The organism is Microbulbifer mixtoriginis (SeqCode) (assembly GCF_052466765.1).
Map to the genome: position 1 here is coordinate 4,453,425 of NZ_CP174289.1, position 19,848 is coordinate 4,473,272.

32 protein-coding genes and 3 tRNA genes are annotated in these 19,848 nt (G+C 51.5%); 19 read left to right on the forward strand and 16 right to left on the reverse strand.

Annotated elements, in window-relative coordinates; genetic code table 11:
• Window positions 1-12: 12 nt before the first annotated feature.
• From ACJJIV_RS19250 to ACJJIV_RS19270, 5 genes are all read left to right on the forward strand, one after another.
• A complete protein-coding gene (locus ACJJIV_RS19250) occupies window positions 13-1,215 on the forward strand; it encodes a Wadjet anti-phage system protein JetD domain-containing protein (protein ID WP_444890004.1) in 1,203 nt (400 codons plus the stop codon).
• A gap of 178 nt (window positions 1,216-1,393) precedes the next feature.
• Window positions 1,394-1,849, forward strand: coding sequence for a hypothetical protein (locus tag ACJJIV_RS19255; protein ID WP_444890005.1), 456 nt, complete (start codon window positions 1,394-1,396; stop codon window positions 1,847-1,849).
• Window positions 1,850-1,988: 139 nt separating this feature from the next.
• The gene (msrC, locus tag ACJJIV_RS19260) at window positions 1,989-2,462 is read left to right on the forward strand and encodes a free L-methionine (R)-S-oxide reductase MsrC (protein WP_444890006.1); all 474 of its coding nucleotides are present in this window, start codon (window positions 1,989-1,991) and stop codon (window positions 2,460-2,462) included.
• The gene (locus tag ACJJIV_RS19265) at window positions 2,462-3,208 is read left to right on the forward strand and encodes a methyltransferase domain-containing protein (protein WP_444890007.1); all 747 of its coding nucleotides are present in this window, start codon (window positions 2,462-2,464) and stop codon (window positions 3,206-3,208) included. The genes msrC and ACJJIV_RS19265 overlap by 1 nt, the downstream gene beginning before the upstream one ends.
• 140 nt (window positions 3,209-3,348) lie before the next feature.
• Complete coding sequence (locus tag ACJJIV_RS19270) at window positions 3,349-3,804, forward strand: hypothetical protein (RefSeq protein ID WP_152453116.1); 456 nt, start codon at window positions 3,349-3,351, stop codon at window positions 3,802-3,804.
• 87 nt (window positions 3,805-3,891) lie between these two features.
• Here ACJJIV_RS19270 and ACJJIV_RS19275 read toward each other — a convergent pair whose 3' ends face one another.
• From ACJJIV_RS19275 to folD, 3 genes are read right to left on the reverse strand one after another with little or no spacing between them, the layout of a single operon-like run.
• Window positions 3,892-4,905 carry a class I SAM-dependent methyltransferase gene (locus ACJJIV_RS19275; protein WP_444890008.1) on the reverse strand — a complete coding sequence of 338 codons (1,014 nt, stop codon included), beginning with the start codon at window positions 4,903-4,905 and terminating at the stop codon, window positions 3,892-3,894.
• Window positions 4,906-4,910: 5 nt separating this feature from the next.
• On the reverse strand, window positions 4,911-5,615 hold the full coding sequence (gene rsuA, locus ACJJIV_RS19280) for a 16S rRNA pseudouridine(516) synthase RsuA (RefSeq protein WP_444884484.1): 705 nt from the start codon (window positions 5,613-5,615) through the stop codon (window positions 4,911-4,913).
• A complete protein-coding gene (folD, locus tag ACJJIV_RS19285) occupies window positions 5,608-6,453 on the reverse strand; it encodes a bifunctional methylenetetrahydrofolate dehydrogenase/methenyltetrahydrofolate cyclohydrolase FolD (RefSeq protein ID WP_444890009.1) in 846 nt (281 codons plus the stop codon). Before folD ends, rsuA begins: the two co-directional genes overlap by 8 nt.
• Before the next feature lie 340 nt (window positions 6,454-6,793).
• Here folD and ACJJIV_RS19290 point away from each other — a divergent pair.
• The 4 genes from ACJJIV_RS19290 to ACJJIV_RS19305 all read left to right on the forward strand — a co-directional run bounded on the left by ACJJIV_RS19290 (window position 6,794) and on the right by ACJJIV_RS19305 (window position 8,158).
• Window positions 6,794-6,870, forward strand: a tRNA-Pro gene (locus ACJJIV_RS19290).
• A gap of 18 nt (window positions 6,871-6,888) precedes the next feature.
• A tRNA-Arg gene (locus ACJJIV_RS19295) sits at window positions 6,889-6,965 on the forward strand.
• Between the two features lie 115 nt (window positions 6,966-7,080).
• Window positions 7,081-7,156: transfer RNA gene (locus ACJJIV_RS19300), tRNA-His, on the forward strand.
• Between the two features lie 156 nt (window positions 7,157-7,312).
• A complete protein-coding gene (locus tag ACJJIV_RS19305; RefSeq protein ID WP_444890010.1) occupies window positions 7,313-8,158 on the forward strand; it encodes a hypothetical protein in 846 nt (281 codons plus the stop codon).
• A 1-nt stretch (window position 8,159) separates the two neighbouring features.
• On the opposite strand, the gene ACJJIV_RS19310 is transcribed toward ACJJIV_RS19305, so the two are convergent.
• From ACJJIV_RS19310 to ACJJIV_RS19365, 12 genes are all read right to left on the reverse strand, one after another.
• Window positions 8,160-9,194, reverse strand: coding sequence for a tyrosine-type recombinase/integrase (locus ACJJIV_RS19310; RefSeq protein WP_444890011.1), 1,035 nt, complete (start codon window positions 9,192-9,194; stop codon window positions 8,160-8,162).
• The gene (locus ACJJIV_RS19315) at window positions 9,194-9,433 is read right to left on the reverse strand and encodes a DUF4224 domain-containing protein (RefSeq protein WP_444890012.1); all 240 of its coding nucleotides are present in this window, start codon (window positions 9,431-9,433) and stop codon (window positions 9,194-9,196) included. Before ACJJIV_RS19315 ends, ACJJIV_RS19310 begins: the two co-directional genes overlap by 1 nt.
• A gap of 15 nt (window positions 9,434-9,448) precedes the next feature.
• Window positions 9,449-10,363, reverse strand: a complete 915-nt coding sequence (locus ACJJIV_RS19320) for a hypothetical protein (protein WP_444890013.1) — start codon at window positions 10,361-10,363, stop codon at window positions 9,449-9,451.
• On the reverse strand, window positions 10,360-10,806 hold the full coding sequence (locus ACJJIV_RS19325; protein WP_444890014.1) for a hypothetical protein: 447 nt from the start codon (window positions 10,804-10,806) through the stop codon (window positions 10,360-10,362). The genes ACJJIV_RS19320 and ACJJIV_RS19325 overlap by 4 nt, the downstream gene beginning before the upstream one ends.
• A 67-nt stretch (window positions 10,807-10,873) precedes the next feature.
• Entirely contained in the window at window positions 10,874-11,143 is a 270-nt protein-coding gene (locus ACJJIV_RS19330; protein ID WP_444890015.1) for a hypothetical protein, read from the reverse strand.
• Between the two features lie 66 nt (window positions 11,144-11,209).
• Window positions 11,210-12,037, reverse strand: a complete 828-nt coding sequence (locus ACJJIV_RS19335) for a DUF2303 family protein (protein WP_444890016.1) — start codon at window positions 12,035-12,037, stop codon at window positions 11,210-11,212.
• A gap of 61 nt (window positions 12,038-12,098) precedes the next feature.
• Window positions 12,099-12,452 carry a YfdP family phage-associated protein gene (locus ACJJIV_RS19340; RefSeq protein WP_444890017.1) on the reverse strand — a complete coding sequence of 118 codons (354 nt, stop codon included), beginning with the start codon at window positions 12,450-12,452 and terminating at the stop codon, window positions 12,099-12,101.
• A gap of 90 nt (window positions 12,453-12,542) precedes the next feature.
• Window positions 12,543-12,830 carry a phage antirepressor KilAC domain-containing protein gene (locus ACJJIV_RS19345; protein WP_444890018.1) on the reverse strand — a complete coding sequence of 96 codons (288 nt, stop codon included), beginning with the start codon at window positions 12,828-12,830 and terminating at the stop codon, window positions 12,543-12,545.
• Window positions 12,827-12,976, reverse strand: coding sequence for a hypothetical protein (locus ACJJIV_RS19350; protein WP_444890019.1), 150 nt, complete (start codon window positions 12,974-12,976; stop codon window positions 12,827-12,829). Before ACJJIV_RS19350 ends, ACJJIV_RS19345 begins: the two co-directional genes overlap by 4 nt.
• 168 nt (window positions 12,977-13,144) lie before the next feature.
• On the reverse strand, window positions 13,145-13,447 hold the full coding sequence (locus tag ACJJIV_RS19355) for a DUF7673 family protein (RefSeq protein ID WP_444890020.1): 303 nt from the start codon (window positions 13,445-13,447) through the stop codon (window positions 13,145-13,147).
• Window positions 13,444-13,629 carry a hypothetical protein gene (locus ACJJIV_RS19360; RefSeq protein WP_152451300.1) on the reverse strand — a complete coding sequence of 62 codons (186 nt, stop codon included), beginning with the start codon at window positions 13,627-13,629 and terminating at the stop codon, window positions 13,444-13,446. Before ACJJIV_RS19360 ends, ACJJIV_RS19355 begins: the two co-directional genes overlap by 4 nt.
• Complete coding sequence (locus ACJJIV_RS19365; RefSeq protein ID WP_444890021.1) at window positions 13,626-13,967, reverse strand: response regulator transcription factor; 342 nt, start codon at window positions 13,965-13,967, stop codon at window positions 13,626-13,628. Before ACJJIV_RS19365 ends, ACJJIV_RS19360 begins: the two co-directional genes overlap by 4 nt.
• A gap of 129 nt (window positions 13,968-14,096) precedes the next feature.
• Between ACJJIV_RS19365 and ACJJIV_RS19370 the strand changes: the two genes are divergently transcribed.
• Complete coding sequence (locus ACJJIV_RS19370) at window positions 14,097-14,561, forward strand: hypothetical protein (protein ID WP_444890022.1); 465 nt, start codon at window positions 14,097-14,099, stop codon at window positions 14,559-14,561.
• Window positions 14,562-14,599: 38 nt separating this feature from the next.
• On the opposite strand, the gene ACJJIV_RS19375 is transcribed toward ACJJIV_RS19370, so the two are convergent.
• Complete coding sequence (locus ACJJIV_RS19375; protein WP_444890023.1) at window positions 14,600-15,274, reverse strand: LexA family protein; 675 nt, start codon at window positions 15,272-15,274, stop codon at window positions 14,600-14,602.
• A 96-nt stretch (window positions 15,275-15,370) separates the two neighbouring features.
• Here ACJJIV_RS19375 and ACJJIV_RS19380 point away from each other — a divergent pair, with 96 nt between their 5' ends.
• The 9 genes from ACJJIV_RS19380 to ACJJIV_RS19420 all read left to right on the forward strand — a co-directional run bounded on the left by ACJJIV_RS19380 (window position 15,371) and on the right by ACJJIV_RS19420 (window position 19,825).
• Window positions 15,371-15,640: a transcriptional regulator gene (locus ACJJIV_RS19380; RefSeq protein ID WP_444890024.1), complete on the forward strand. Its 270-nt coding sequence runs from the start codon at window positions 15,371-15,373 to the stop codon at window positions 15,638-15,640.
• Window positions 15,641-15,923: 283 nt separating this feature from the next.
• Window positions 15,924-16,832 (forward strand): helix-turn-helix domain-containing protein, encoded by a 909-nt coding sequence (locus tag ACJJIV_RS19385; RefSeq protein WP_444890025.1) that lies wholly within the window; start codon window positions 15,924-15,926, stop codon window positions 16,830-16,832.
• Window positions 16,783-17,148, forward strand: coding sequence for a hypothetical protein (locus tag ACJJIV_RS19390; protein WP_444890026.1), 366 nt, complete (start codon window positions 16,783-16,785; stop codon window positions 17,146-17,148). The genes ACJJIV_RS19385 and ACJJIV_RS19390 overlap by 50 nt, the downstream gene beginning before the upstream one ends.
• A gap of 136 nt (window positions 17,149-17,284) precedes the next feature.
• Window positions 17,285-17,530 (forward strand): hypothetical protein, encoded by a 246-nt coding sequence (locus ACJJIV_RS19395; RefSeq protein ID WP_252084497.1) that lies wholly within the window; start codon window positions 17,285-17,287, stop codon window positions 17,528-17,530.
• Window positions 17,531-17,576: 46 nt separating this feature from the next.
• A complete protein-coding gene (locus ACJJIV_RS19400) occupies window positions 17,577-17,963 on the forward strand; it encodes a hypothetical protein (RefSeq protein ID WP_444890027.1) in 387 nt (128 codons plus the stop codon).
• 158 nt (window positions 17,964-18,121) lie between these two features.
• Window positions 18,122-18,514 (forward strand): DUF5675 family protein, encoded by a 393-nt coding sequence (locus ACJJIV_RS19405; RefSeq protein WP_444890028.1) that lies wholly within the window; start codon window positions 18,122-18,124, stop codon window positions 18,512-18,514.
• Complete coding sequence (locus ACJJIV_RS19410; protein WP_252084500.1) at window positions 18,514-18,870, forward strand: hypothetical protein; 357 nt, start codon at window positions 18,514-18,516, stop codon at window positions 18,868-18,870. The genes ACJJIV_RS19405 and ACJJIV_RS19410 overlap by 1 nt, the downstream gene beginning before the upstream one ends.
• Entirely contained in the window at window positions 18,867-19,088 is a 222-nt protein-coding gene (locus ACJJIV_RS19415; protein WP_444890029.1) for a holin, read from the forward strand. Before ACJJIV_RS19410 ends, ACJJIV_RS19415 begins: the two co-directional genes overlap by 4 nt.
• Window positions 19,088-19,825, forward strand: a complete 738-nt coding sequence (locus tag ACJJIV_RS19420; protein ID WP_444890030.1) for a hypothetical protein — start codon at window positions 19,088-19,090, stop codon at window positions 19,823-19,825. The genes ACJJIV_RS19415 and ACJJIV_RS19420 overlap by 1 nt, the downstream gene beginning before the upstream one ends.
• The last annotated feature ends 23 nt before the right edge of the window (window positions 19,826-19,848 follow it).

Sequence of the window (19,848 nt, forward strand, 5' to 3'; positions counted from 1 at the left end):
GGGAGGCAACCGATGGAAAAGACATTGCCCTATTGGGTAGAGGAAAACCCGCTGTTAATCGGCATCCTGAATTTTATTCTGGATCGGCGGGACAGCCAGCTGGAACGGGGCAAGGAAGCCCGCATTAGTTTCAGGCTGGATTTGCGCGCTGGCAGTAAGCGCTGGTTGGAAGTGTTGGAGCCCCTCAGAGACCCCGACCAAGACGAGCAAGAGCTGTGGAATGAATTGCAGCACTTTGCCAGTGAGTATCAATGTTTTGCAGTAAAACCGAACCCTAAACGGCGACCGGGTGTCGCAGAGTGGCAGGGCGCTCAGCTGATCTTTCGGGACGCCAGTGAAGAGCAGCTGCGCCTGTGGCTCAATCGTCCATCCCCCAGCTTGCTCAAGTCTGCCTGGACCAGTCTGCTGGAGCCCTATGCCGATCGCTTTGAGAATCCCGCGGCTTTTCCCGTAGAGGGTTTGGAGCTTCAAGCGGGCTTCGACTCTGCCGAGGAGATGGTCTCCTGCTGGGCCGCGATAAGTCGGGAATTGATTTTTGCCGAGCAAATCACCTGGCGGCAATTGGCCGCGCGCTGCTTTAAAGGGGATTCCAAATATCTTGATTTACCTAGTCGCCAGTCCCTGGTGCGCAACCTGTTTCCGGAGCTGAGCCGAAAAATTCGCGAGCGCCAGTTATTACTTCACGCCTACCTGCCGGAACAGTTTGCGCAGGTGATTTTTATAGAGAACCAGGATACTTTTATCAGCTTGGCGGAATTGCAGCCCAGCTCTACGGCGCTGGTGTACAGCGAGGGCTATCAGGGTGGCGCGGAGCGGATTCGCAATTATGGCATTACTCGCTTTAGCACGATTAATTCGGCCACTACAGTTTCTCGGCAGCAATTTTCACAGTGGTGGTATGGCGATAATTTGGGTTCACTTCCCGTTTTTTTTTGGGGGGATCTGGATTATGAAGGGCTGCGTATAGCCGCCGCGCTGAAGAAAAGTTTTCCTGGGTTGCAGTGTTGGCAGCCCGGCTATGATTTGTTACTCAACTCTCTGCACGCCGGCAAAGCCCATTCTCCCGACTTGGCAGAAAAGCTCGGGCAAAAACCCATCGAAATGATCGGCTGCCAATATGCGGATAATTATTTGATCCCAGCTATCTCGGCCAATAATTGTTTTGTGGATCAGGAGGCCGTCAAAATAGAGGCTTTGCTGGAGACACTTCCTTAACGCTGGGCTTTTTGTCGCTATCGGATAAATTTTTCTTCCTCTTAACTCTGTGCTGGCTGTTGCAGTCGTTTCAGTCAGCCTTAAAGCTTGTTTTTTATGCGCGAGATCTCGGAAGATACAGAAAATATACGGTAAAAATGCCCTTTAAAAATAACAAGGGAAGTTTCTGGAGATCTCTATGCGTCAGTTTTCCATTTTGGTCATTTTTGCTTTGGCCTTCGGCGGCGCCGCTGTTTTATATGAGAAGGAAAGCCGTAAAGTTAAAGGCGTACTGACTCAGATTACCGAACTGCAGGCGCAGATGGGAGATTTGCAGGCAGAGGTCAATCGGCTCAACAGCGAGCTGGAAGCGGTTAAGCTGGCCGAGCGCCGACGACCAACGCTAAGCACTATGGCCAGCCGTATCCGCCGGGAGTCCAGCACCTCCATGCCGCCCAAGCCCGTCGTGGAAAAGCGATTCGAGCAAAAACGCTCCGCTTTAATTGCCTCCGATGTCACCAAGGCACCCCCTGCTATCCAATCGGGGGAGGAGCAGGGTGACCGCGAGAGTAATGAGTGGTCACGTCCCACGATGGATGCAGACCAATATCAACGGGAGTCCTCAAAAGAGGAGGTACTGGACCCCTACCAGTAATTTTCAATCACCGGTTGATTCCTGCTGTAAAGCCCGCAAAATACCTGCCTCTTGGCACACAATACGCCAGGTATTTCGCGGGTTTGCTGTGTCTGGCAAACGCGCTTTATAGCCACTGATTGTGAGGGGGCGTCCGGCCATGTCGTTAAATAAATTCTACTCATCGCTCAATAGTCAACTCGAAGGTCTGCTATCCGCCGAGAGGGATTGGTTGGCCAATACTGCCAATGCCAGTGCTCTGTTGTTTATGGAGTTGGAGGATATCAATTGGGCGGGCTTCTACTTTTTGTATGGTGATGAGCTGCGTCTGGGGCCCTTTCAGGGCAAACCCGCCTGTACTCGTATTCCCGTAGGTGCCGGAGTTTGCGGTACGGCGGTATCCAGCGGTGAGTCTCAACTGGTAGAGGATGTGCACCAGTTTCCAGGCCATATCGCCTGCGATGCGGTTTCTGCTTCTGAAGTGGTCGTTCCACTTTACGATAATAACGGCCACTGCCTTGGGGTGCTCGATATCGATAGCCCGACCGTTGCCCGTTTCACCGCAGAAGACCTGGCTGGCTTACAGGGCTTTGCCCAAGTGCTGCTGAAATCTTCAGACCTGCCACAAAGCTAATGGCACTACTGTGGCAGAAGCAGGTGGGAGACACCTGTTATGAGGTGCGCAACCACGGCGCCAGCGTACGTTTGTACAGCAACAGGGTTTTCCATTCCCAGTGGAATCCCCGCGATCCCCTTAAGGGCTCCCTGTGGGAGCTGCTTCTGCTGCCGGCCTTCTTTCTGCCAGAGAAGCGTCTGAATTCTGTATTGCTGTTAGGTGTTGGGGGCGGTGCCTTGATCCGCTTGTTACAGGCTTACACTTCGGCGAAACGTATTGTTGGGGTGGACCTGGACCCGGTTCACTTACAGGTGGCCCGCCGCTTCTTCGGAGTTAAGGATGTAGAGCTGGTACATGCCGATGCCAAAGAGTATGTGGCAGATTACCTGCAAAACCCCTCTGCTGAGCCGTTTGATCTGGTCATCGATGACATATTTGGTCATTTTCATGGGGTGGCACAGCGCGCCGTGCCCGCAAGTCAAGAATGGTGCGCCAACTTGATGCGCCTATTGCATCGGGATGGGGTTTTAGTGAGTAACTTTGGCGATCTTCAGGAGCTCCGAGACAGTGCCTGGCGTCAAAAGGCTTTGCACAGCCGTCTGCGTGGCGCCTGGATGGCCTACATGCCCCAATACGAAAATCATATTCTGGCGGTGAGTAGGAAAACGCTTTCACTGGGGGAGCTGAAGAAGCGCGCTCCAGCTAAAATCAATCCCGGTAGCCCCAGTTGTCGCCTGTATGCTCATCATCGACTTCTGCGTTGAGTTATCTGTCTGGAGCGCCCTGGCGGCTCGATAGGCAAAGAGAAAACTGCCACTGTCGTTTTTTTGTTGGGTGTTGTTGGCGCCCTTTCTCACTGCCTGTCTATACTGACATTAGCGACTTATTACTCCAGGGCTCGTTAATGCGGTACAAAACAGTTGAGGAAGTTATTCAGGAAGGAAGGGATTTTCATGCCAAATTGGCGCTGCAATACGAAGAGTATGAGCAGCTTGCCACCAACAAGCGGGTTGAGCTGCTCCTAGATCAGCTTCGACGACGGGAAGACTCCATGAAGCATTCACTGGAGAACTTCCACGCCGATTTGCCGCCAGGTGCCTTGCACACCTGGGTGCAATTTGCCCCGGAAGGGCGCGAGAAGGAGTTTCTGCAGCGCCTGCGCAGTATCGATATAGATAATCTAGATGACATTGCCAAACTGGCTATGGATATTGAGATTTATCTGGCTGACCAATACCGGGATCTGGCCCAGGGGGCGGAGACTCCCTCGGCACGTGAAGCCTTCGAGCGCTTGCGACAATTGGAAGAGCTGGAGGAGCACACCCTCTCGATGAACCTGTTTAATTTGCGCGACTACTAATCCTACCGACTCAGCTGGTCCGCAAATTTGATTTTTGTCTCCTGGCGACTGCTCGCCTAGTTTAGATAAACGCCGGCAAACTGCGCCCTAAGGGCGCAGCCGGTATACACAGAAGCCTTTTTCTTTGGTGATCAACTGCACCTCAGAAAAGTAACGCGGCCCCTTCTTGGACAGCGGAATAAACTCATTCACCACAAAGAGTGCCGTACCGGTTATTTTCAATAACCGTGCGCTTTGTTGCAGAAAGCGATCGGTGAGATCGCCCTCCACCTGGAACCCCTGATGGAAGGGCGGGTTGCATAGCACCAGGTCCGCAGCACCGCTTTCCAGCTCTGCCCCGGCATCGGAGGGCAGAACGACGCCCTTGATACCCTGAGTTTGAAAATTTTTCTTACAGGCGAGTAGGGCAGCGGCATTATTGTCGATAGCGGTAAAGTGGAAGCTCCCCAGTGTCGCTAGTCGGGCACTGAGATAACCGTAGCCACAGCCGAGGTCGATGACTTGGGCACCTTCCTTGGGAAGCTCGGTGGTGAGCTGTTGGGCCAGCAGGGCGCTGCCCTTATCAATCTTATTCCAGCCAAACAGACCGGGCTTGCTATAAAGACCCCCAAGCTCCGGCAGGCTGCGTAGCTGCGGGTAATCCTCCTCACCGATAGGTGTTCCACCCTGGGGATGCTCTACCCGGTTAACACTGCAATAATCGTTGCCGTACTTTTGCAGATGCTTACTGCCATCCAGGCGCTCGGCAACTTTAGCCGCATAGCTTTTAATGCCGCTCTGCTTTTCTCCTAACAACACCAGTTCACCGCCTTCACCGAGAAACCGTGGGGCTTGGTTGATGATATGGTGAACGACGGCTTTTTCCTTGGAGACCGAATAAACAATGCGGCGGTAGCGGCGATCCAGCTCTTCAAGGTGAAAGTCGTTATAGAAGCTGCGCCCAACCTTACCCTGGGCCAGCTCGGCAATATCCCAGCGGTTGGTAAGAAGGTCACCTTCGAAGTGAAAGCCCGGCTGTAGTAAAGGCTTGCTGTTTTCATCGGCGATCCACAGGGTTTCACTCGGGACCTGTGAGATTTCCTGGAGGAGAAGCGAGGACATAGTCTTTATTGTACCGAAGCGATTTCTTCAGAAGTTAACAGCCGGTATTCGCCTTCCTGGAGCTCTTCATCCAGGAAGATATCGCCGATTCTCTCCCGGTGCAGTTCGATTACCCGGTTGCCCAGGGCGGCAAACATACGCTTGACCTGGTGGTAGCGGCCCTCACCGATAGTGATGCGCACCTCGTTGGCATAGAGAATCTCAAGCTTGGCCGGCTTGGTTCTTTTCTTTTCATTGTTGAGCCAGATGCCTTTGGCAAACTTTGCCACCGCATCTTCCTCAATTTTCTCTGCCAGCAGAGCGTAATAGGTTTTCTCACAGTGGTGGTTCGGTGAGGTCACTTTGTGTGACCACTGGCCATCATCGGTGAGTAGCACCAGCCCAGTGGTATCGATATCCAGGCGCCCGGCAATATGCAGCTTGGCTTTGTTGGGCTCGTCAATCAGGTCCAGCACCGTAGGGTGTTCGCCATCTTTGGTCGCGCTTACATAGCCCAGTGGTTTGTTCAACATAATGTAGCGTGGCCCCGGCTCGTGCAGGGGCTCGCCGTCCAAGTACAGTTCATCGCTGGCCTGTACCTTGGCGGCCGGATCGGTGACTATCTCACCGTTTACGCTGATACGCTCCGCCTTGGCGGCACGCTTCACATCGGAACGGGAGAGGTCAGTCACCTGGCTGACCGCCTTATCTAGTCGTATAAAACTAGCCAATCTTGCGTTCACCGGAATCGACAGATTGGTAGATCAGGGTATTGATGGTCATGGGGCCAACACCGCCGGGCACCGGGGTGTAGGCGGTAACGCGCTCAGTTAGCGGACCCAGTTCGATATCGCCCACACCGCCTGGATGGTAGCCGGCATCGACAACCACTGCGCCATCTTTAATCCACTCGGCCTTAATAAACTCAGGTTTGCCCACGGCGCCCACTACGATATCGGCGCGGCGGATATGTTCGGCCAGGTCTTGAGTGCGGGAGTGGCAGATGGTTACGGTGGCATTGGCATTCAACAACATGGCAGCCATCGGCTTGCCCAGAATGGGGCTGCGGCCCACGACCACGGCGTGCTTGCCTTCCATTTCGATATTGTAGGCTTCCAGCAGGCGCATAATGCCTTTAGGGGTTGCACAGCCATAGGCCTCTTCACCCATGGCCATACGGCCAAAGCCAAGGCAGGTCACGCCATCTACATCTTTCTCCAGGCTAATCGCGTCGAAACAGGCACGCTCATCGATCTGTGCCGGCACCGGGTGCTGAAGTAGGATACCGTGGACGTTGGGGTTGGCGTTGAGCGCCTCAATCTTGGCGAGTAACTCCTCAGTGGTGGTGGAGGAGGGCAGTTCCACCTGCATGGAATCCATGCCGATACGGCGGCAAGCATTGCCCTTCATTTTTACATAGGTAGCTGAAGCGGGGTCATCACCCACCAGGATGGTCGCCAGGATTGGCGTTTGCCCACCGCTCTTCTCTTTTAGTACGGCTACCCGAGCCGAGAGTTCTTCTTCAGTTTTCTGTGCCAGGGCCTTGCCGTCCAGAACCAGTGCAGACATAGATGCTATCTCTAACAATAAAAAATCGATGGCTAATAGACCGGAGTCTGCTCCAGCACCTACTGTATATAGAAGGGCGGAAGCAGGCGATTTTTAAAAACGCTTACTTTTTATCCGGTCGGATTCGCGAAGTGCGCCATTTTCGCACAGGTTGGAAATAATTTCGCCACTTCTGGGCCCAGATAGGCAAAAGGATAAACTTCTTTAAAAATAATAGCTTAGAAGCGTTGACATGGGCCGGGGGTATCATTACTATGCACGCACTTCGCAGCTACAGCGACTTACACAACCACCTACGGGGCGGTTAACAGAGTCAAAGAGGTGCGAATGATTGGAAAAACGGGGCATAGCGCAGTCTGGTAGCGCGCCTGCTTTGGGAGCAGGATGTCGGGGGTTCGAATCCCTCTGCCCCGACCAATTTTCCGGGTTCACCTTGCGCCCGTAGCTCAGCTGGATAGAGCATCCGCCTTCTAAGCGGATGGTCGCAGGTTCGAGTCCTGCCGGGCGTGCCATCTTCACAAGATGGTGCTGGTTTGGCAAAAAGGACTTAGTCTGAAGCCAGATTGGCTGCAAGAGATATCCGGCAATCAGTACTGCCACAAGGTGCTGAAGTATATCACTTTTATGGTGGCCGTAGCTCAGTTGGTAGAGCACAGGATTGTGGCTCCTGAGGTCGCGGGTTCGATCCCCGTCGGCCACCCCAGATTCTTCCTTGTTTATCAAGGACTTAAAACCCCGCCTAGTGCGGGGTTTTTTAGTTTCTGATCCCTGTGTGGTAATTTGGTGTGGTAATTTTGGCCTCAATCTATGTTGAGGTTTTTTTAATTGTGAGCTTGAGGTCAAAGGGAAGAAGACTTGTATGGCTAATCAATTAGAGCATTTCCAATCGATTCTGAACGAGCTAGATGAATCATCGAAATTAAAAAGTAAATTTAACCGGCTAAGTCAGCTACCTCCCGATAGTGGGATTCATGACATTGAAAAGTCTCGTTCAGGATTAAAGGCATGGAAACTGGAGCTGCAGGGCTCTTGCCGAGTGGCGCGGATAATAAGGGGTTTATTGAAATCCTCCTCTTTCAGATCGAATTCAGATGTTAATTTGCGCGACACACTAATCCTTGAAGCCGAAAAAAAGATTGAGTGCGCAGAAAGTTATATCGAGACTACAGATGCGCAGATCGAGCTTATCGAAGATTTGCTTCGCGGTATGCAAGAGAAGGAGCAAAAAGAGTTTATAAAGCGAACGTTGTCTGAGGCTAAACGTGCTAATTCGCTTGCTGAAGAGGGGTTAAGGATTGCTGCTGATAGTTCGACGGCGGCGAAAGTGAGTGCAAGTGCAGCCAAGCAAAGTGCTCAAGTTGCAGGAGATGGAGTCAAGCTTACAAAAAAGATGTTCTGGGCAGCAGTTGTTTCGGCCTTGGTAGCTGTTGGTGCGCTCATAGGTCAGATCTACTCTCAAAATAAAGATGTTTCTGTAAATCTAAACTCCCCTGTGGTTTTACAACCAGTCCCTCTCTCTGATGAATCAATAAGTAACCTAACTCATGCAATTGCAGTTGAGTTATCTAAAGCAAAAGGTGAGCAGGTCACTTTATCGCCTGAATCAATTGAAGGCTTGAGAGATGTGTTGATACTTGAGCTTGAAAGAGATGCTCGTATTGAAGTTGTAGAAACCAAAGAGGATGTGGAGCAAAAGGCAAACTAAATTATTTGCCTTTCTTTGGGCGCTTCCGGTCTAGGCTGACAACTTTATCCGCTGTTCGATTGTATCGCTCTGCCATAGAGCGGGTTTTGTGTCCGGTAAATTTCTGCACGTCACCGTCAAAATCACTGGCGGCTTTAATTTTCAAATCGTGAAACCGAAAACGTTCCTTAATAACTCCCGCTTCCAGCGCGGCTCGCTGTTCTCTTAGCCAGGTAGCATTAAAGCCCATGCGGGTGAAAGGTCGCCCGGTGCGGCTGCGAATAATATGAGCTGTTTGGATTTGTGCTTCAACATTGCTCGCAAGTGCACGCTCAACCGCTTCCCTAAGTGCTGGGCTCCAAAGCTTTAACTGAGCTTTGCCGGTTTTGGCCTGTACAATCAGTAGGCCATCTTCTTTCATGTCCGTTCGGGTAAGGGCTAATACGTCCTGCTGTCTGGCTGCACACAAATAGCTAATCTCCATAGCGCACTGGTGTATAATGTGGCCACGCTCACCAAGCCATCCCCAAAAGGCTTCATACTCCCAGTCTTCCAAATAGCGACCGCCAGCTTTTTCCTTGAGTGCTTTAACTACCACTGTAGGATCTTCGATTTTTACAAACCCTCTGGCCTTACCCCATTTCATCACAATGCCTAGAAAGGTTTTCTCTCGGTTTGCTGCGGTAGGGTGTTCTGCCCCACGGGCATCCAAAAACATTTGTACCAGTGGTGAAGTGATAGAGTCTGGTGTCATTTCTCCAAACACTGCCAAGATGCGTTGGCTGTAGCGGTAGTAGTCTTTTTGAGTTTGTGGCTTTATGTGTTTGGTGTATTGAGGTGATGCAAAGTACAGCTCAACAAGGTCTTTAAAGGTAAATTCCTTCTCGACCAGGCCGGCAAGGTAACGCTCGTATGCGGTCCAAACTTCTGCTTTGCTGGCATCCTGCTTAGCTAGGTGCTTGGTTGGGTAGCCCCTTCGATTTACGCGAAAGCCATTCTTGTATCGCTCAACATTTGGCGGCATCCATGCGTTTTCGGGTTTTCTTCTTCTGCCCATCAGCTCGCTGCTCCAAGGTTAAAGCCCACAGGCAGGTTGATACCTGAGGGGCTGGGTTTCGAATTTCCCCGAGTCAGTGTAGCTTGATTGACCATCTCCCAAGTTAGAGCAGGGGAGCCGTCTTTGCGGCGTACATAGGGGATTCGGTTGGCTTCCAGGATTCGCTTTTGTTCTTCTATGTTCTCGGCTCCGGCACCAGTTAGGCGGCCTATTTCTGATTTTGATAGGAGCTTACTCATGGCTGTCCTTACCTTTCATCTCTGCACCAGGGCAAAACCCTGGCCGTTACGTGTGAGTGTGCCTGCCTGTTGCAGGGCATCGAAAACGGGTTTTACGGTTCTGTATCCGCCGGTGATGCTGTTGCTGATGGTGCGCAACACTGGGCGGTTGCCGAATTCACCGGCGCAGATGCGTTGGGCCAGTTGTTGCTGTTCTTTGCTCAGGTGGCTGGTGTGTTCTGGCTGTTGTTCAGCTGTTTCGGGCTGTTGAAACGGTTGTGAAACGCGTTTACCAACCGCTGCAGCGGCGTTAAACGCGAGTAACGCGACCAGTCCCACTATGTCGGTGATGATCGCCAGGGCCAGAAAGCCGATATGCTGAAGCCGCGCGGGATCTGTGTTTAAGGTGTTGGCGAGGCTGTTAAAGGCGCTGTGTGTGTTGGCGGTTTGGCCGATGGTGGATAACTTCTCTATCAGCTGGGTACGCTCAGTCACCAATGTGGATAACTGCGCTGCGGTATTAAGGGCGCGCTGGCGGTAGCCGTTGTTGGCATCGGTGTTGATCAGGCCGTTTAGGGTATTGATTTGCTGTTGCAGGCTGTTGAGCTGCTGTTGTAACGCTCGGTATTCCTGGCTGTTGCGGGCGCTGCGTTGTTGCTGCTCTTCGCTGTGGGTGGCGAGGAATCCAACGGTGGCGACAATGCTGATCACTACTAGCAGGGGCCAGAGGCAGAGCAGGGCATAGCCGCTCTTTTGCCCTTGGCTGCAAAACCACAGGCCTAACGGGGCGAAACTGAATTTGCACAGTTCCAGGGCTACTGCAGTGGCACCGGCAACCAGCTGCCCGCCCAAACCTGCGGGCATGGATACCCATAGCTGCACGGTAAAGGCCAGGCTGGTGCCGCAGAAGGTTAGGGCGGCGATGCCGGTGAGGGATTGCCAGAGCCTCATGCTGCTCTCCCTTTCTCCTGCTTACGATTCGGCAGAATCTCCGCCTGCCAGCCGTGGTCTTTGTAGTGGTTGGGGTTGGCTTGGTTTTGGATGTTGTCCAGCTCTGGGCGCACCAGTTCGGCCAAATCGTTTAGGCGGACTCCGCGCGATTCGAACTCGGTGGAGTCGGTATAAAATTCGCCCTCTGGTGTTTTGCACTCGACAAAAACTGTTGCCAGCCAATGGTGTTGCCAGTTGAGGATTTCGTGCTGCAGCTTGGCTCGGGCTATATCGCCAACGGCGCCGCCTTGGCGCCGATGGCTGATATCGAGAATGGGGTCGCCATCGGTATCCAGGCCAGTACTACTTCGAGCGGTGAGGACCAAGCCAGGCAGCCAGCGGTTAACCAGGCGGGCGTGTTGGGCCTGCTTGCTCATGGGTTTGCGGGGTTTATGCTTGGCCATTCTCTATTCCTCAATATCCTCTACCCACTTAGCCCGCACAGGGCGGGCTTGGGTCAGTATTTAATTTTCAGCAGGCCTGGGGCTGGGCGGTTTCGAATACCCCTGCTCGGCAGGTCTTATCTTTCCGTTCCTTTAGCTTTCTATCCACTACGCTGAAAATCTTTACGGTGTCTGTTTTCTTGTCGAATATCTGTATCCATCTAGTGAAAATATCGTTTTTGGCAATTTGTGTTGCCTCTTCAAAGGCTTCTTTTTCTGTGTGGTATGACTGCTTAAAATCTATTACGCCACCCATCTCAAGGTTGTAGGTGCCGTAAAATAAGGCGTATCGTTTCATTGGATCTTGGTCCTGTATTAGGGCCCAGTACCTGCGGCCCGGTTGGCTATTGTGGGCAGCCCTAAACTACGCGGCGAAATCGCCGATATAAGTTTTCATTTGGGATTGAACCAGCACTGAGCTGAGAGATTGTTGTAGTTCTCGGCCCATGGCTTCCTGTATAGCCTCTAGGCGTTTGATGCGGGCGGTAAGGCGTGGAGCGTCGCCACCAGTGAGGATGGAGAGACGCAGGTCAAAGCTGCGTGATTCAAGGCCGTTGTAAGGGGTGCACTCGAATTTGAACCCTGCCGGTAAACCCTCATCACTGCGGGCTTCGATATTCTCCAAGGCGCTTCGGCTAGATTTAAAGTCGTCAACGGCGTGATCCTCTTTGCGAGAGGATTCGATAGTGAGACGGCGCACGGCGGCAATGGCCTTGCTGGTGTTGATCGCCTCCCCATCGGCGGTATAGCAAACGATGTTTTCGGCGTAATCCTCCATAAATTCCGCCATGGCTTTTTGTGAGCATCTGTCGCCATTGAGTTGTAACAATGCCTTGAATTCAGCGGTTTTAATTAGGCGCAATTTTGCAGAGAAGTCGGCGTGGCCGGGTTCTTGGGTGGTTCCCAAGTTGAAAATGGTTTGGGCGGTCATGCTTTCGGGGTCAACAAAACACTTGGCACTCTCATTACCGAAGTCCATGCAATATTGTTCGAAATCTTCGAGAGATGTGGTTTCCATTTTCCCGCGATAGCGTGTGCGACCCAGCTGATATTTCTCCAGGTTGAGAATCTGGAAATCGTTTGGGGCTGCCATTGCTGGTGTGGAAAGCTTGGCCTGATCAATTACTTTCGCCAATTCAGCGGTGGTCTGTGATTCCTTGATTTCCTTTACTGCGCTTTGATCCATGGTCATTGGTAAATCCTTGTTTCTTTTTTAGGTTTGACTTGGGTTTGAAAGAAATGGGTTTTAAGGCTTAGCCGTTGCTTTTTAGTTTGGCGACGTTGCCGTTGCTCTCTTGGTCAAACAGTGGTGGCTGCTTCTCTGGGTAGAAACTCAGGGCGCCTTTTGTACCAACGTACATTGGGGTAGAGGTGGCGTCGTCTTGAATAATGGAGCCGCGCATGGTCGGCTTTTTGAATTTCAAGGTGTGCTCAATCTGAACCTGATCACTATTTTGTATTTTGGATAATTTTAGATTGATACTTACCTCACCCTTTTTCTCGTGATCGGTTACGGCGCCTGCCACATCGCTGAGGATGTGGGCTAGTTTTTCTATAAATACTCCGCCGTCCAAATCGGCAAATACCTGGGTTACGTTTGTACTCATGGGATGCTCCAAGTTTTTTTAAAATTGGGCTCCATACCGGCAGCCCTAACGGTTACAGCTGACTGATGCGCCTGGGCGCGGTTAAATTTTTTAGCTGGCTTTGGGTATGGGCTTGTCTTCAACAAGGTCGCGAATCCAGACCATACCTTTGGCTGTTACTTTGGTGGTGATGTACTGCACTTTTACCGGGCCACGGTAATATTCATCGGCTATGGCAATTAGCAGTTGCTGCGAAACGGCCTGTTTTGTTGGTGTGTTGCGCATGGGTTCACGGTTATGCAGCAAGCCGTTTTCCCGCATTAATTTCAGCAGGGTGTTTCTACCCAGTTTCACGGTTCTGGCGGCCTGGGTGATGGTGAAGGTTTTTTCCTTTTTCACGCTGCCTCCTGTTTGTTTGGTTTTATTTGTGGGGTTTGAGCTTGTTGAGCTGCGAGTATGCGCAGTTGATTTATTTGGATTTGTTGTAGCTGAACTGTGCGTGCTAGCTCTTCGTAAAGTTCTAAAATCCGGCTAAATTCACTCATGGCTAAACCCCGTTGTTTTTTTGAACTTCCTTTCTCTGCCGATGGCGGGCTCCCAGTATCGACAGGGTTGGCAGCTCCAGCCGCGTAATTGCAATTGCCCGTTAAATACTGGTTCTGCGGGTTTCCCGCATTGGCGGCAAGGCATTTGCGGGAGCGGCTGGGTTTGATTCACGCTGCTTCCTTCCTCTGTATTTCCAAGTGGTTCCATTCGCGGTAGAGGGCATTCAGTTTTTTATCGCCGTCTGCAATTACGCTTTGCGGTGCTCTGCCGTGGTAGCGCAGATTTATCACGTTGAGGGCGTGTTGGTAGTTGTCGCCATCTAGCAGGGAGAGGCTGGCAACGGGGACTGCGAAATCACTGCTGTTCCAGGCGGAAAGCAAAACCTGTGCAGCTATTTCACTTGCGCCGGAGTATCCGTTGGCGACGCGGAGCAGGGTTTCCACGCTCTGGGTTGGGCTGAAAGTATTCATGCGGCATCACCTCCAAATGGGGGCCAGTTATTGTTTTGTGTTGGCCGTGCAAAAGTGGGTTTTGGCTGCACTAAGCGAATGTTCGCTTTGTGGTCGGTGTTGGCGATATCGATGCGGCGTTTCAGCTGGTCGATATGGTTTTTGCTCATGGCCGTTGGATGTACAAACACGGTGGCGGTCATGCGATTCCCTCCCGGTTGTTGCGGATGCGTATGGTTCGAACTGTGGGGCGGCGCTGGAAGCGGGTGCGCAATTGGTCTTGTGCATCGGCACCGATGCCGCTGAGTACGCAGGCGAGCAGGGCGAATTGAATCAATCCGTGCTTTACCGCCTTGGCCACGGCGTCTGTGCTGTTTCGGGCGTGGAGTTTGTAAAAGCACTCCGCTAGCAGGTTGGTGACGTTCGTTACTGAGCACTGCATGGCCTGGGCGGTCTCGCGATTGGAGAGCCCGCGAGCGCGATGGGTAAGCGCTTCGGCTTGGCGAGGGGCCAGTGGTCTGAGGTGTTTGGCGGTGTCCATTTGAGTGCCCTGTCCTTGGTTAGCAATTAAAGTAGCCGAAAGTTAATAGATTGGTCAATAGCCATAAGTTAATTTTCCATAGTTAATACGCTTGGTATGCTCGAAGCGCACTTATCACGGAGGATAAGAATGAAAAAGCTAAGTTGTGTGGTGGTAGGAGTTCTGCTGGTATTTGGCCTTGAGGGCTGTGCTGTAAAGAATGATGCGCCAGTGATAATTAGCGAATATTTCGCTATAGAGCATTTCTCTAGCAAGCGGGAAGTATTGAGTAAGGCAAGGCAGGCCTTGTTGAGAGATGGATTTAAGATTTTATCTACTGATTTAGAGGCGGGTTATATCTCGACCTCCCTTAAAGATTGGAGGCTTTCGCCGGAGCAGGCCCATTGTGGTACGGCTAAAGGGATGGATTACTTGAATGACAATCACACCAAGACGGAGGTGGCTTTTAATGTGGTCGTTGATGATAAAGCCGTGATTGTTCGTTCAAACATCCAGGGAGAGTATATACCGGGAGAATTGGCTCAAAATCTTACTTTGAACTGTGTATCTCGCGGTGTTATAGAAGTTGAGATGGCTAAAAAAATACTGTTGTGATTCTTAGTATTAAAAAGCCCGTATTTGCGGGCTTTTTTTTATTCAGGGGTGTAAGAGCCAATAATAACGCCGCAAAAGGTTATGTCTTTGCCGGTCACATCCATCGGTGAGTAAGTTGGGTTGATCGGACGCAAGTAAATGTGGCCCATGTCTTCAGCATAAGTTTTGAAAGTTGCCTCTCCATTTATCTTGGCTATAACCCGGCATCCATTAGTAAGAGGTTTGTCGGGATCGACAAAAATGATTGTTCCCTCAGGGTAAGAACGCTGGCCTGGGTAAGGGCTAGTCATACTGTCGCCATTCACACGTAGTGCGTAGGCGCGGTCTGAGTGTGCAGCGGGGCAGGGCAGCCATGCTTCGGCTTCGCCGGATTCTAGCAGATCTACCGCTTCACAAAAAGCGCCTGCTTGTACCCAGCTGATCAGGGGGATTCTCCCTTGAATTCTTGGTCCTTGTGTAACATTGCTTCCCTCCGTGTTACCTAGCAGTCCTGGACCTTTACCGGCCCCAGTGAGCAACCAATCCACTGACACCCCGAGAGTTTCTGCAATCCTTGTGGCGGTACTCATGCGCGGTAATTTTTCACCGTTCCGGTAGCTCCAAATAGTCACGGTGCTGACATCAAACAGGCGAGCTAGGGCCTCCTGCGTGTCTTCTACGCCGGCATGTGTGACGGCCTGTTTAAACCGCTTTGCAAAGTCAGGATGTTTCATATCGACATGTTAGCTACAAGTTAATTAATTAGCGGCTATTGATTTCAGGTAGCCGAAAGTTAATACTTTGGCTACTGACAGCAGGGAGAAGCCGAGATGACCCAGGACGTGATCAATTCAGCAATCGATGATGCGGTGAGGGTGGTTGGTTCTCAGGCCAAGCTAGCGCGGGCAATTGGGGTTACGCCGGTCTTTGTGTCTCAGATGCGTCGAGGGCTGAGAGCAGTGCCTCCAAAGCTATGCACAAAAATTGAGTTGGCTACTCAGCGGAAGGTATCTCGCGCCTGTTTGCGCCCTGATGTGTTTGGTTCGTTGGAGGGGCAAATAGATCAGCAAAGCATTCCAGAGGTTCGGGAGGCAAGTTAAGCCCGTGCGGGTTTGTGGGTGAAACCAGAATAACGATCATTTTCAAATCCCCATTTTATTGTCCTGCCATTCTGCGGTGAATGAGGGTTGGGATTAATTCATTGCGGTATATGGGGATTTGTACAGGGTTATCTCAAACAACCACAGGAAGGGCCGGTGAGGGACGCCAACCCGGCCCGCTTTGACGACGGCGGGAAAGACCGCTGACAGCCGGGAAAGACCGGCATTCAATATCTAATCATTGATTTTTGCCAATTCAGGTGGATTCGCTGGAGGGTTAGTTGTGTCTGAAGAAAGGGCTTTTGAGGGGGTTTGGATTTCAGCCAGTTTATGGCTGGATAAATCCTTAACGATGCAAGAAAAGGTGATGTTGGTAGAGATCAAGAGTTTATCTGCTGACCCGGCGAGGGGCTGTTACAAATCTAACAAGGCGTTCGCTGAATTCTTTGGGGTTTCTACATCGAGAATTTCGCAAATCCTCACCTCGCTAGAGGAGAAGGGGTATATCTATCTTCGCCATAAGCGGGAGGGAAAACGGGTTGTTGAGCGGAACATTTTCCTGTCTGAAACGCACTCTAAAAACCAGCCAGACCTATTTAGAAAACCTAAAGGGGGGTATTTAGAAAACCTAAACGACCCCTTTAGGAATCCTAAAGAGGGGTATTTAGGTTTCCTAAAAGAGAGGAATACATTACTGAGTAATACAGTAGAGAATAATACTATTGGAACAAATCCGGATTTTTCGGAAGTTGATCCGATTGAATCTGAATTTGACCAGCTGTGGAAATCCTACCCAAAACGCGCTGGCGGTAATCCAAGGGGTGAGGCCCTGAAGGCGTATCGCAAGCAACGCAAACAGCACCAGCCTGAAGAATTTCAATCAGGGCTAGATCGCTATCGCACCTTCTGCGAGCAAACCGGAAAGATCGGAACTGAATACGTTATGCAGGCCAAGCGGTTCTTTGGCCGTGGAAAGCACTGGCAGGAGGAATTCAGGCCTCCAGTGAGTCACCAACAGGGAGTGGGCAATGAAAACCGTAACTCAGGCGCTGGCAACCGGCTCCAGCAGCAACAGCAGCAGATCAACACGGCCTTCGCTAGAGCCTCGGCACGAGAGGCTGCTGTTGGCGCTGTGGAAACGCATGGCGCAGCTGTACGGCCACAAGTGGACTTCCCAGCGCGCGTTGTATGACTCGGAGCAAGGGGAGCGCAATGGGGTTTACGGTGAGGATTTTATGCTGTGGGCGCGAAAGACGCATGGCTTGTCTGACAAGGATTGGGCGAGGGGGATGGAAAACATCGAGCACCGCAATATCGAAGCTGCACGGCGTGGGGAGTCTAGCTGGCCGCCAAACTATGCAGAATTTCTGGGGCTTTGCCAGCCGTCCCCAGGCAGTGCGGCGCACAACAGGTTTAAACCTCTGGCGCTGCCTGACGATGGCGCTCAGGAGCGGGCCCGACGCTGCGGGGAGAGCGAGCTGGCAAAAATGTGGGGGTTATTCCAGTGAGTTCAGAGGGCGCAGAGGAAGAGGTTTTGGAGGGGGAATATATCCCTTGCGAGGAGTCCACCAGCGGGCCAACTACCTGGACCGAGATGCTGGAAGATTTTAACTGGTAATTACAAATCATCATGGAGCGTGAAGTATGACCGTTGTAACTCTGACAGAAGCCCAAGAGCGAATTATGACTACCGTTGCGAGTAGACCCTTAGCGGTATTTCGCACGGATAACCCGCGCCAAGTGGATCTGGTGTTTGCTCATACGGTGGTGACTCAAAATAAAATCCGAGAGGTGCATGAGGATTACTTGGGGACCTTCCACCGGGATAATTTGCATGTGGCGAGGAAGGTTTTTAGGGAAAATGCCGAAAGTTTACGGGCGGCAGCGTGATAGGGATTGGTTGGTGAGTTAGTTGGTCGAGAAGAGGGTATTCGTAATGTCAGAATTAGGTATTCGTGAACTGCTGTGGGAATGGGCTAGGGCATACCCTGAGAGGGCGGGGGATTCTGTGTCTTGGCCTCGTATGGCGGCATTTCACAAGGGTATGGTTTGTGAGGGGCAAGGGATATCCGCATTAATTGATTGGAATAGGGCGGACAGAATGGATGCGGTGGTGCTGGCCTATTTGAATACAATCACTCGGCGCCGGGACAAGGAGAAGGCGGAATTGGAGGGGCTGGTTTTTTGGTTGAGATATTATTACCGGTGGGAAATGCCTGACGTGTGTAAAAAGCTCGATCAAAGCAAAAGCTGGGTAATAAACATGTGTCGAGTTATTGAAGGGACCGTTGAGGCATTTTATTTGGCGCGTGATGCTGCATAACTGGTTTTTAATTCAGTAGCTGGCTGTTGACAGTGTACACGTGTACACCCTAATATCTGCAACGCTGCCGAGTTTTGTGATTCGGCGAACAGAATACCTTCCTAAACCGGCCCCTTGAGCCGGTTTTTTTGTGCCCGAAATCCGGGAGCTAATACCTCATGTTTGAATTAACGCGATTCGCCTATGGGCCAGATGCCACATTGGGGCGACTGAGAGTGCGCGACTTTGTGTTTTATACGGTAGAGCGCCCGTGGCTGGGGAATCGTCCGTTCGAGAGCTGTATTCCTGAAGGAGTTTATTCCTGTAATCCCTATAACTCACCCAGGTTCCCCAATGTGTGGGAGCTACAGGAAGTCCCTGGTCGTTCAAAAATTTTGATCCATACGGCAAATTATTCTGCGGATGTGCAGGGCTGTATTGGTATTGGTTCTAACCTGGCTCCCGGTGGTTGGTGGGTGATGCAATCCCGTAAGGCAATGCAGCAGCTGCGAGAGCTGTTGCCGCCTGAGTTCGATCTGACAATTACGCACTATGTGCCGGAGTATCCGTGATGGGCATTTGGTCTGGAGTTAAGGGTTTATTTGCTGGCCCAGAGTCTGCGGGCAAAGTGCTGGATGCCACTGTAAATACTGTGGATGCGGTGTGGTTTACCAATGAGGAAAAATCCCGTTGGTATCTCAAATACCTGGAAGCCACGCAGCCGCAGAACCGGGCACGGCGATTAATTGCCTTTCTGGTGACATTGGTTTGGGCGTTGCTGGTTTTATTTATAGCGGCGGCCATGGCTTTCAAGGCCCCTTTTGTAGCAGACCTAAAGGGCCTGCTGGTTGATGTGGTTGTGCAGCCTTACAGCATCATCATCGGCTTCTATTTCGTGAAGTCGTGGGTGAGCGAGGTTAAGCGGTGAACACTGTAGCTCAAGAGGCAGCGAGGGAAGCCATGGTTCAAAAAATCGCCAGTGCAACCACTACGGTTGCTGCGGGTACAGCGGTAGTCGGTGGATATGCAGCACAAGAGTTATTGGCGGTGGGTGGTTTCCTGATTGCTTTGAGTGGGTTCATTGTGAATTGGTATTACAACCATAAGCGCTTGAAGCTGCAGGAAAGGCAGCAGGAGGAAACCTGATGCACGTTAGTGTGAAGCTGGATACTTCAAAGTTTGATCGAGCATCGGCTGAATTAAAAAAGCAGTTACCTTATGCCAGCTCGGTTGCCCTAAATAACGTGGCTTTTCGTATACGGGGAGAAGAGCGCTCAGCTATGGGGCGGGTATTTACAAACCCGGCAAAATTAACGCTGAACTCTGTATTGGTAAAGAAAGCCTCGAAGCGTTCAGGTATTGCCAAAGTTTTTATCCGTGATGAGGCAACCAAGGGGACGCCGCCCAGTAAATACTTAGCGCCAGCCATACTTGGTATTGACCGCAATGTGAAGAGGTTCGAGCGGGCGTTGCGCCATGCGGGCTTACTACCTGCAGGAATGTATGCAATGCATGGTGAAGGGGCGAGGTTGAATAAACACGGCAATATCTCGGGCGGCACTTATAGCAAGATCCTGTCACAAGTGCGGGCCGGCCGTGATCCAACGCAGAACGCAACTAACAGTAAGCGCAGTAAGGCCAAGCGGGGCATCACAAAAGGATACTTTGTAGGGAAGATTGAAGGCACCTTAGGAGTGTGGCAGAGAGTAGGGTACAAGCGTCGCCGATCCGTTAGGCCCATTCTTATCTTCGTGAAAAAGAAACCAGAATACCGCAAGCGTTTTCCTTTCTTTCGTATTGCCGAAGGTATAGCGCGGCGGCACCTTCCAATTGAACTAGATAAAGCAATGGATCGAGCAATTGCAACGGCCAAACAACGTTGAACGGGTCCTCCTGAGAAACCCGG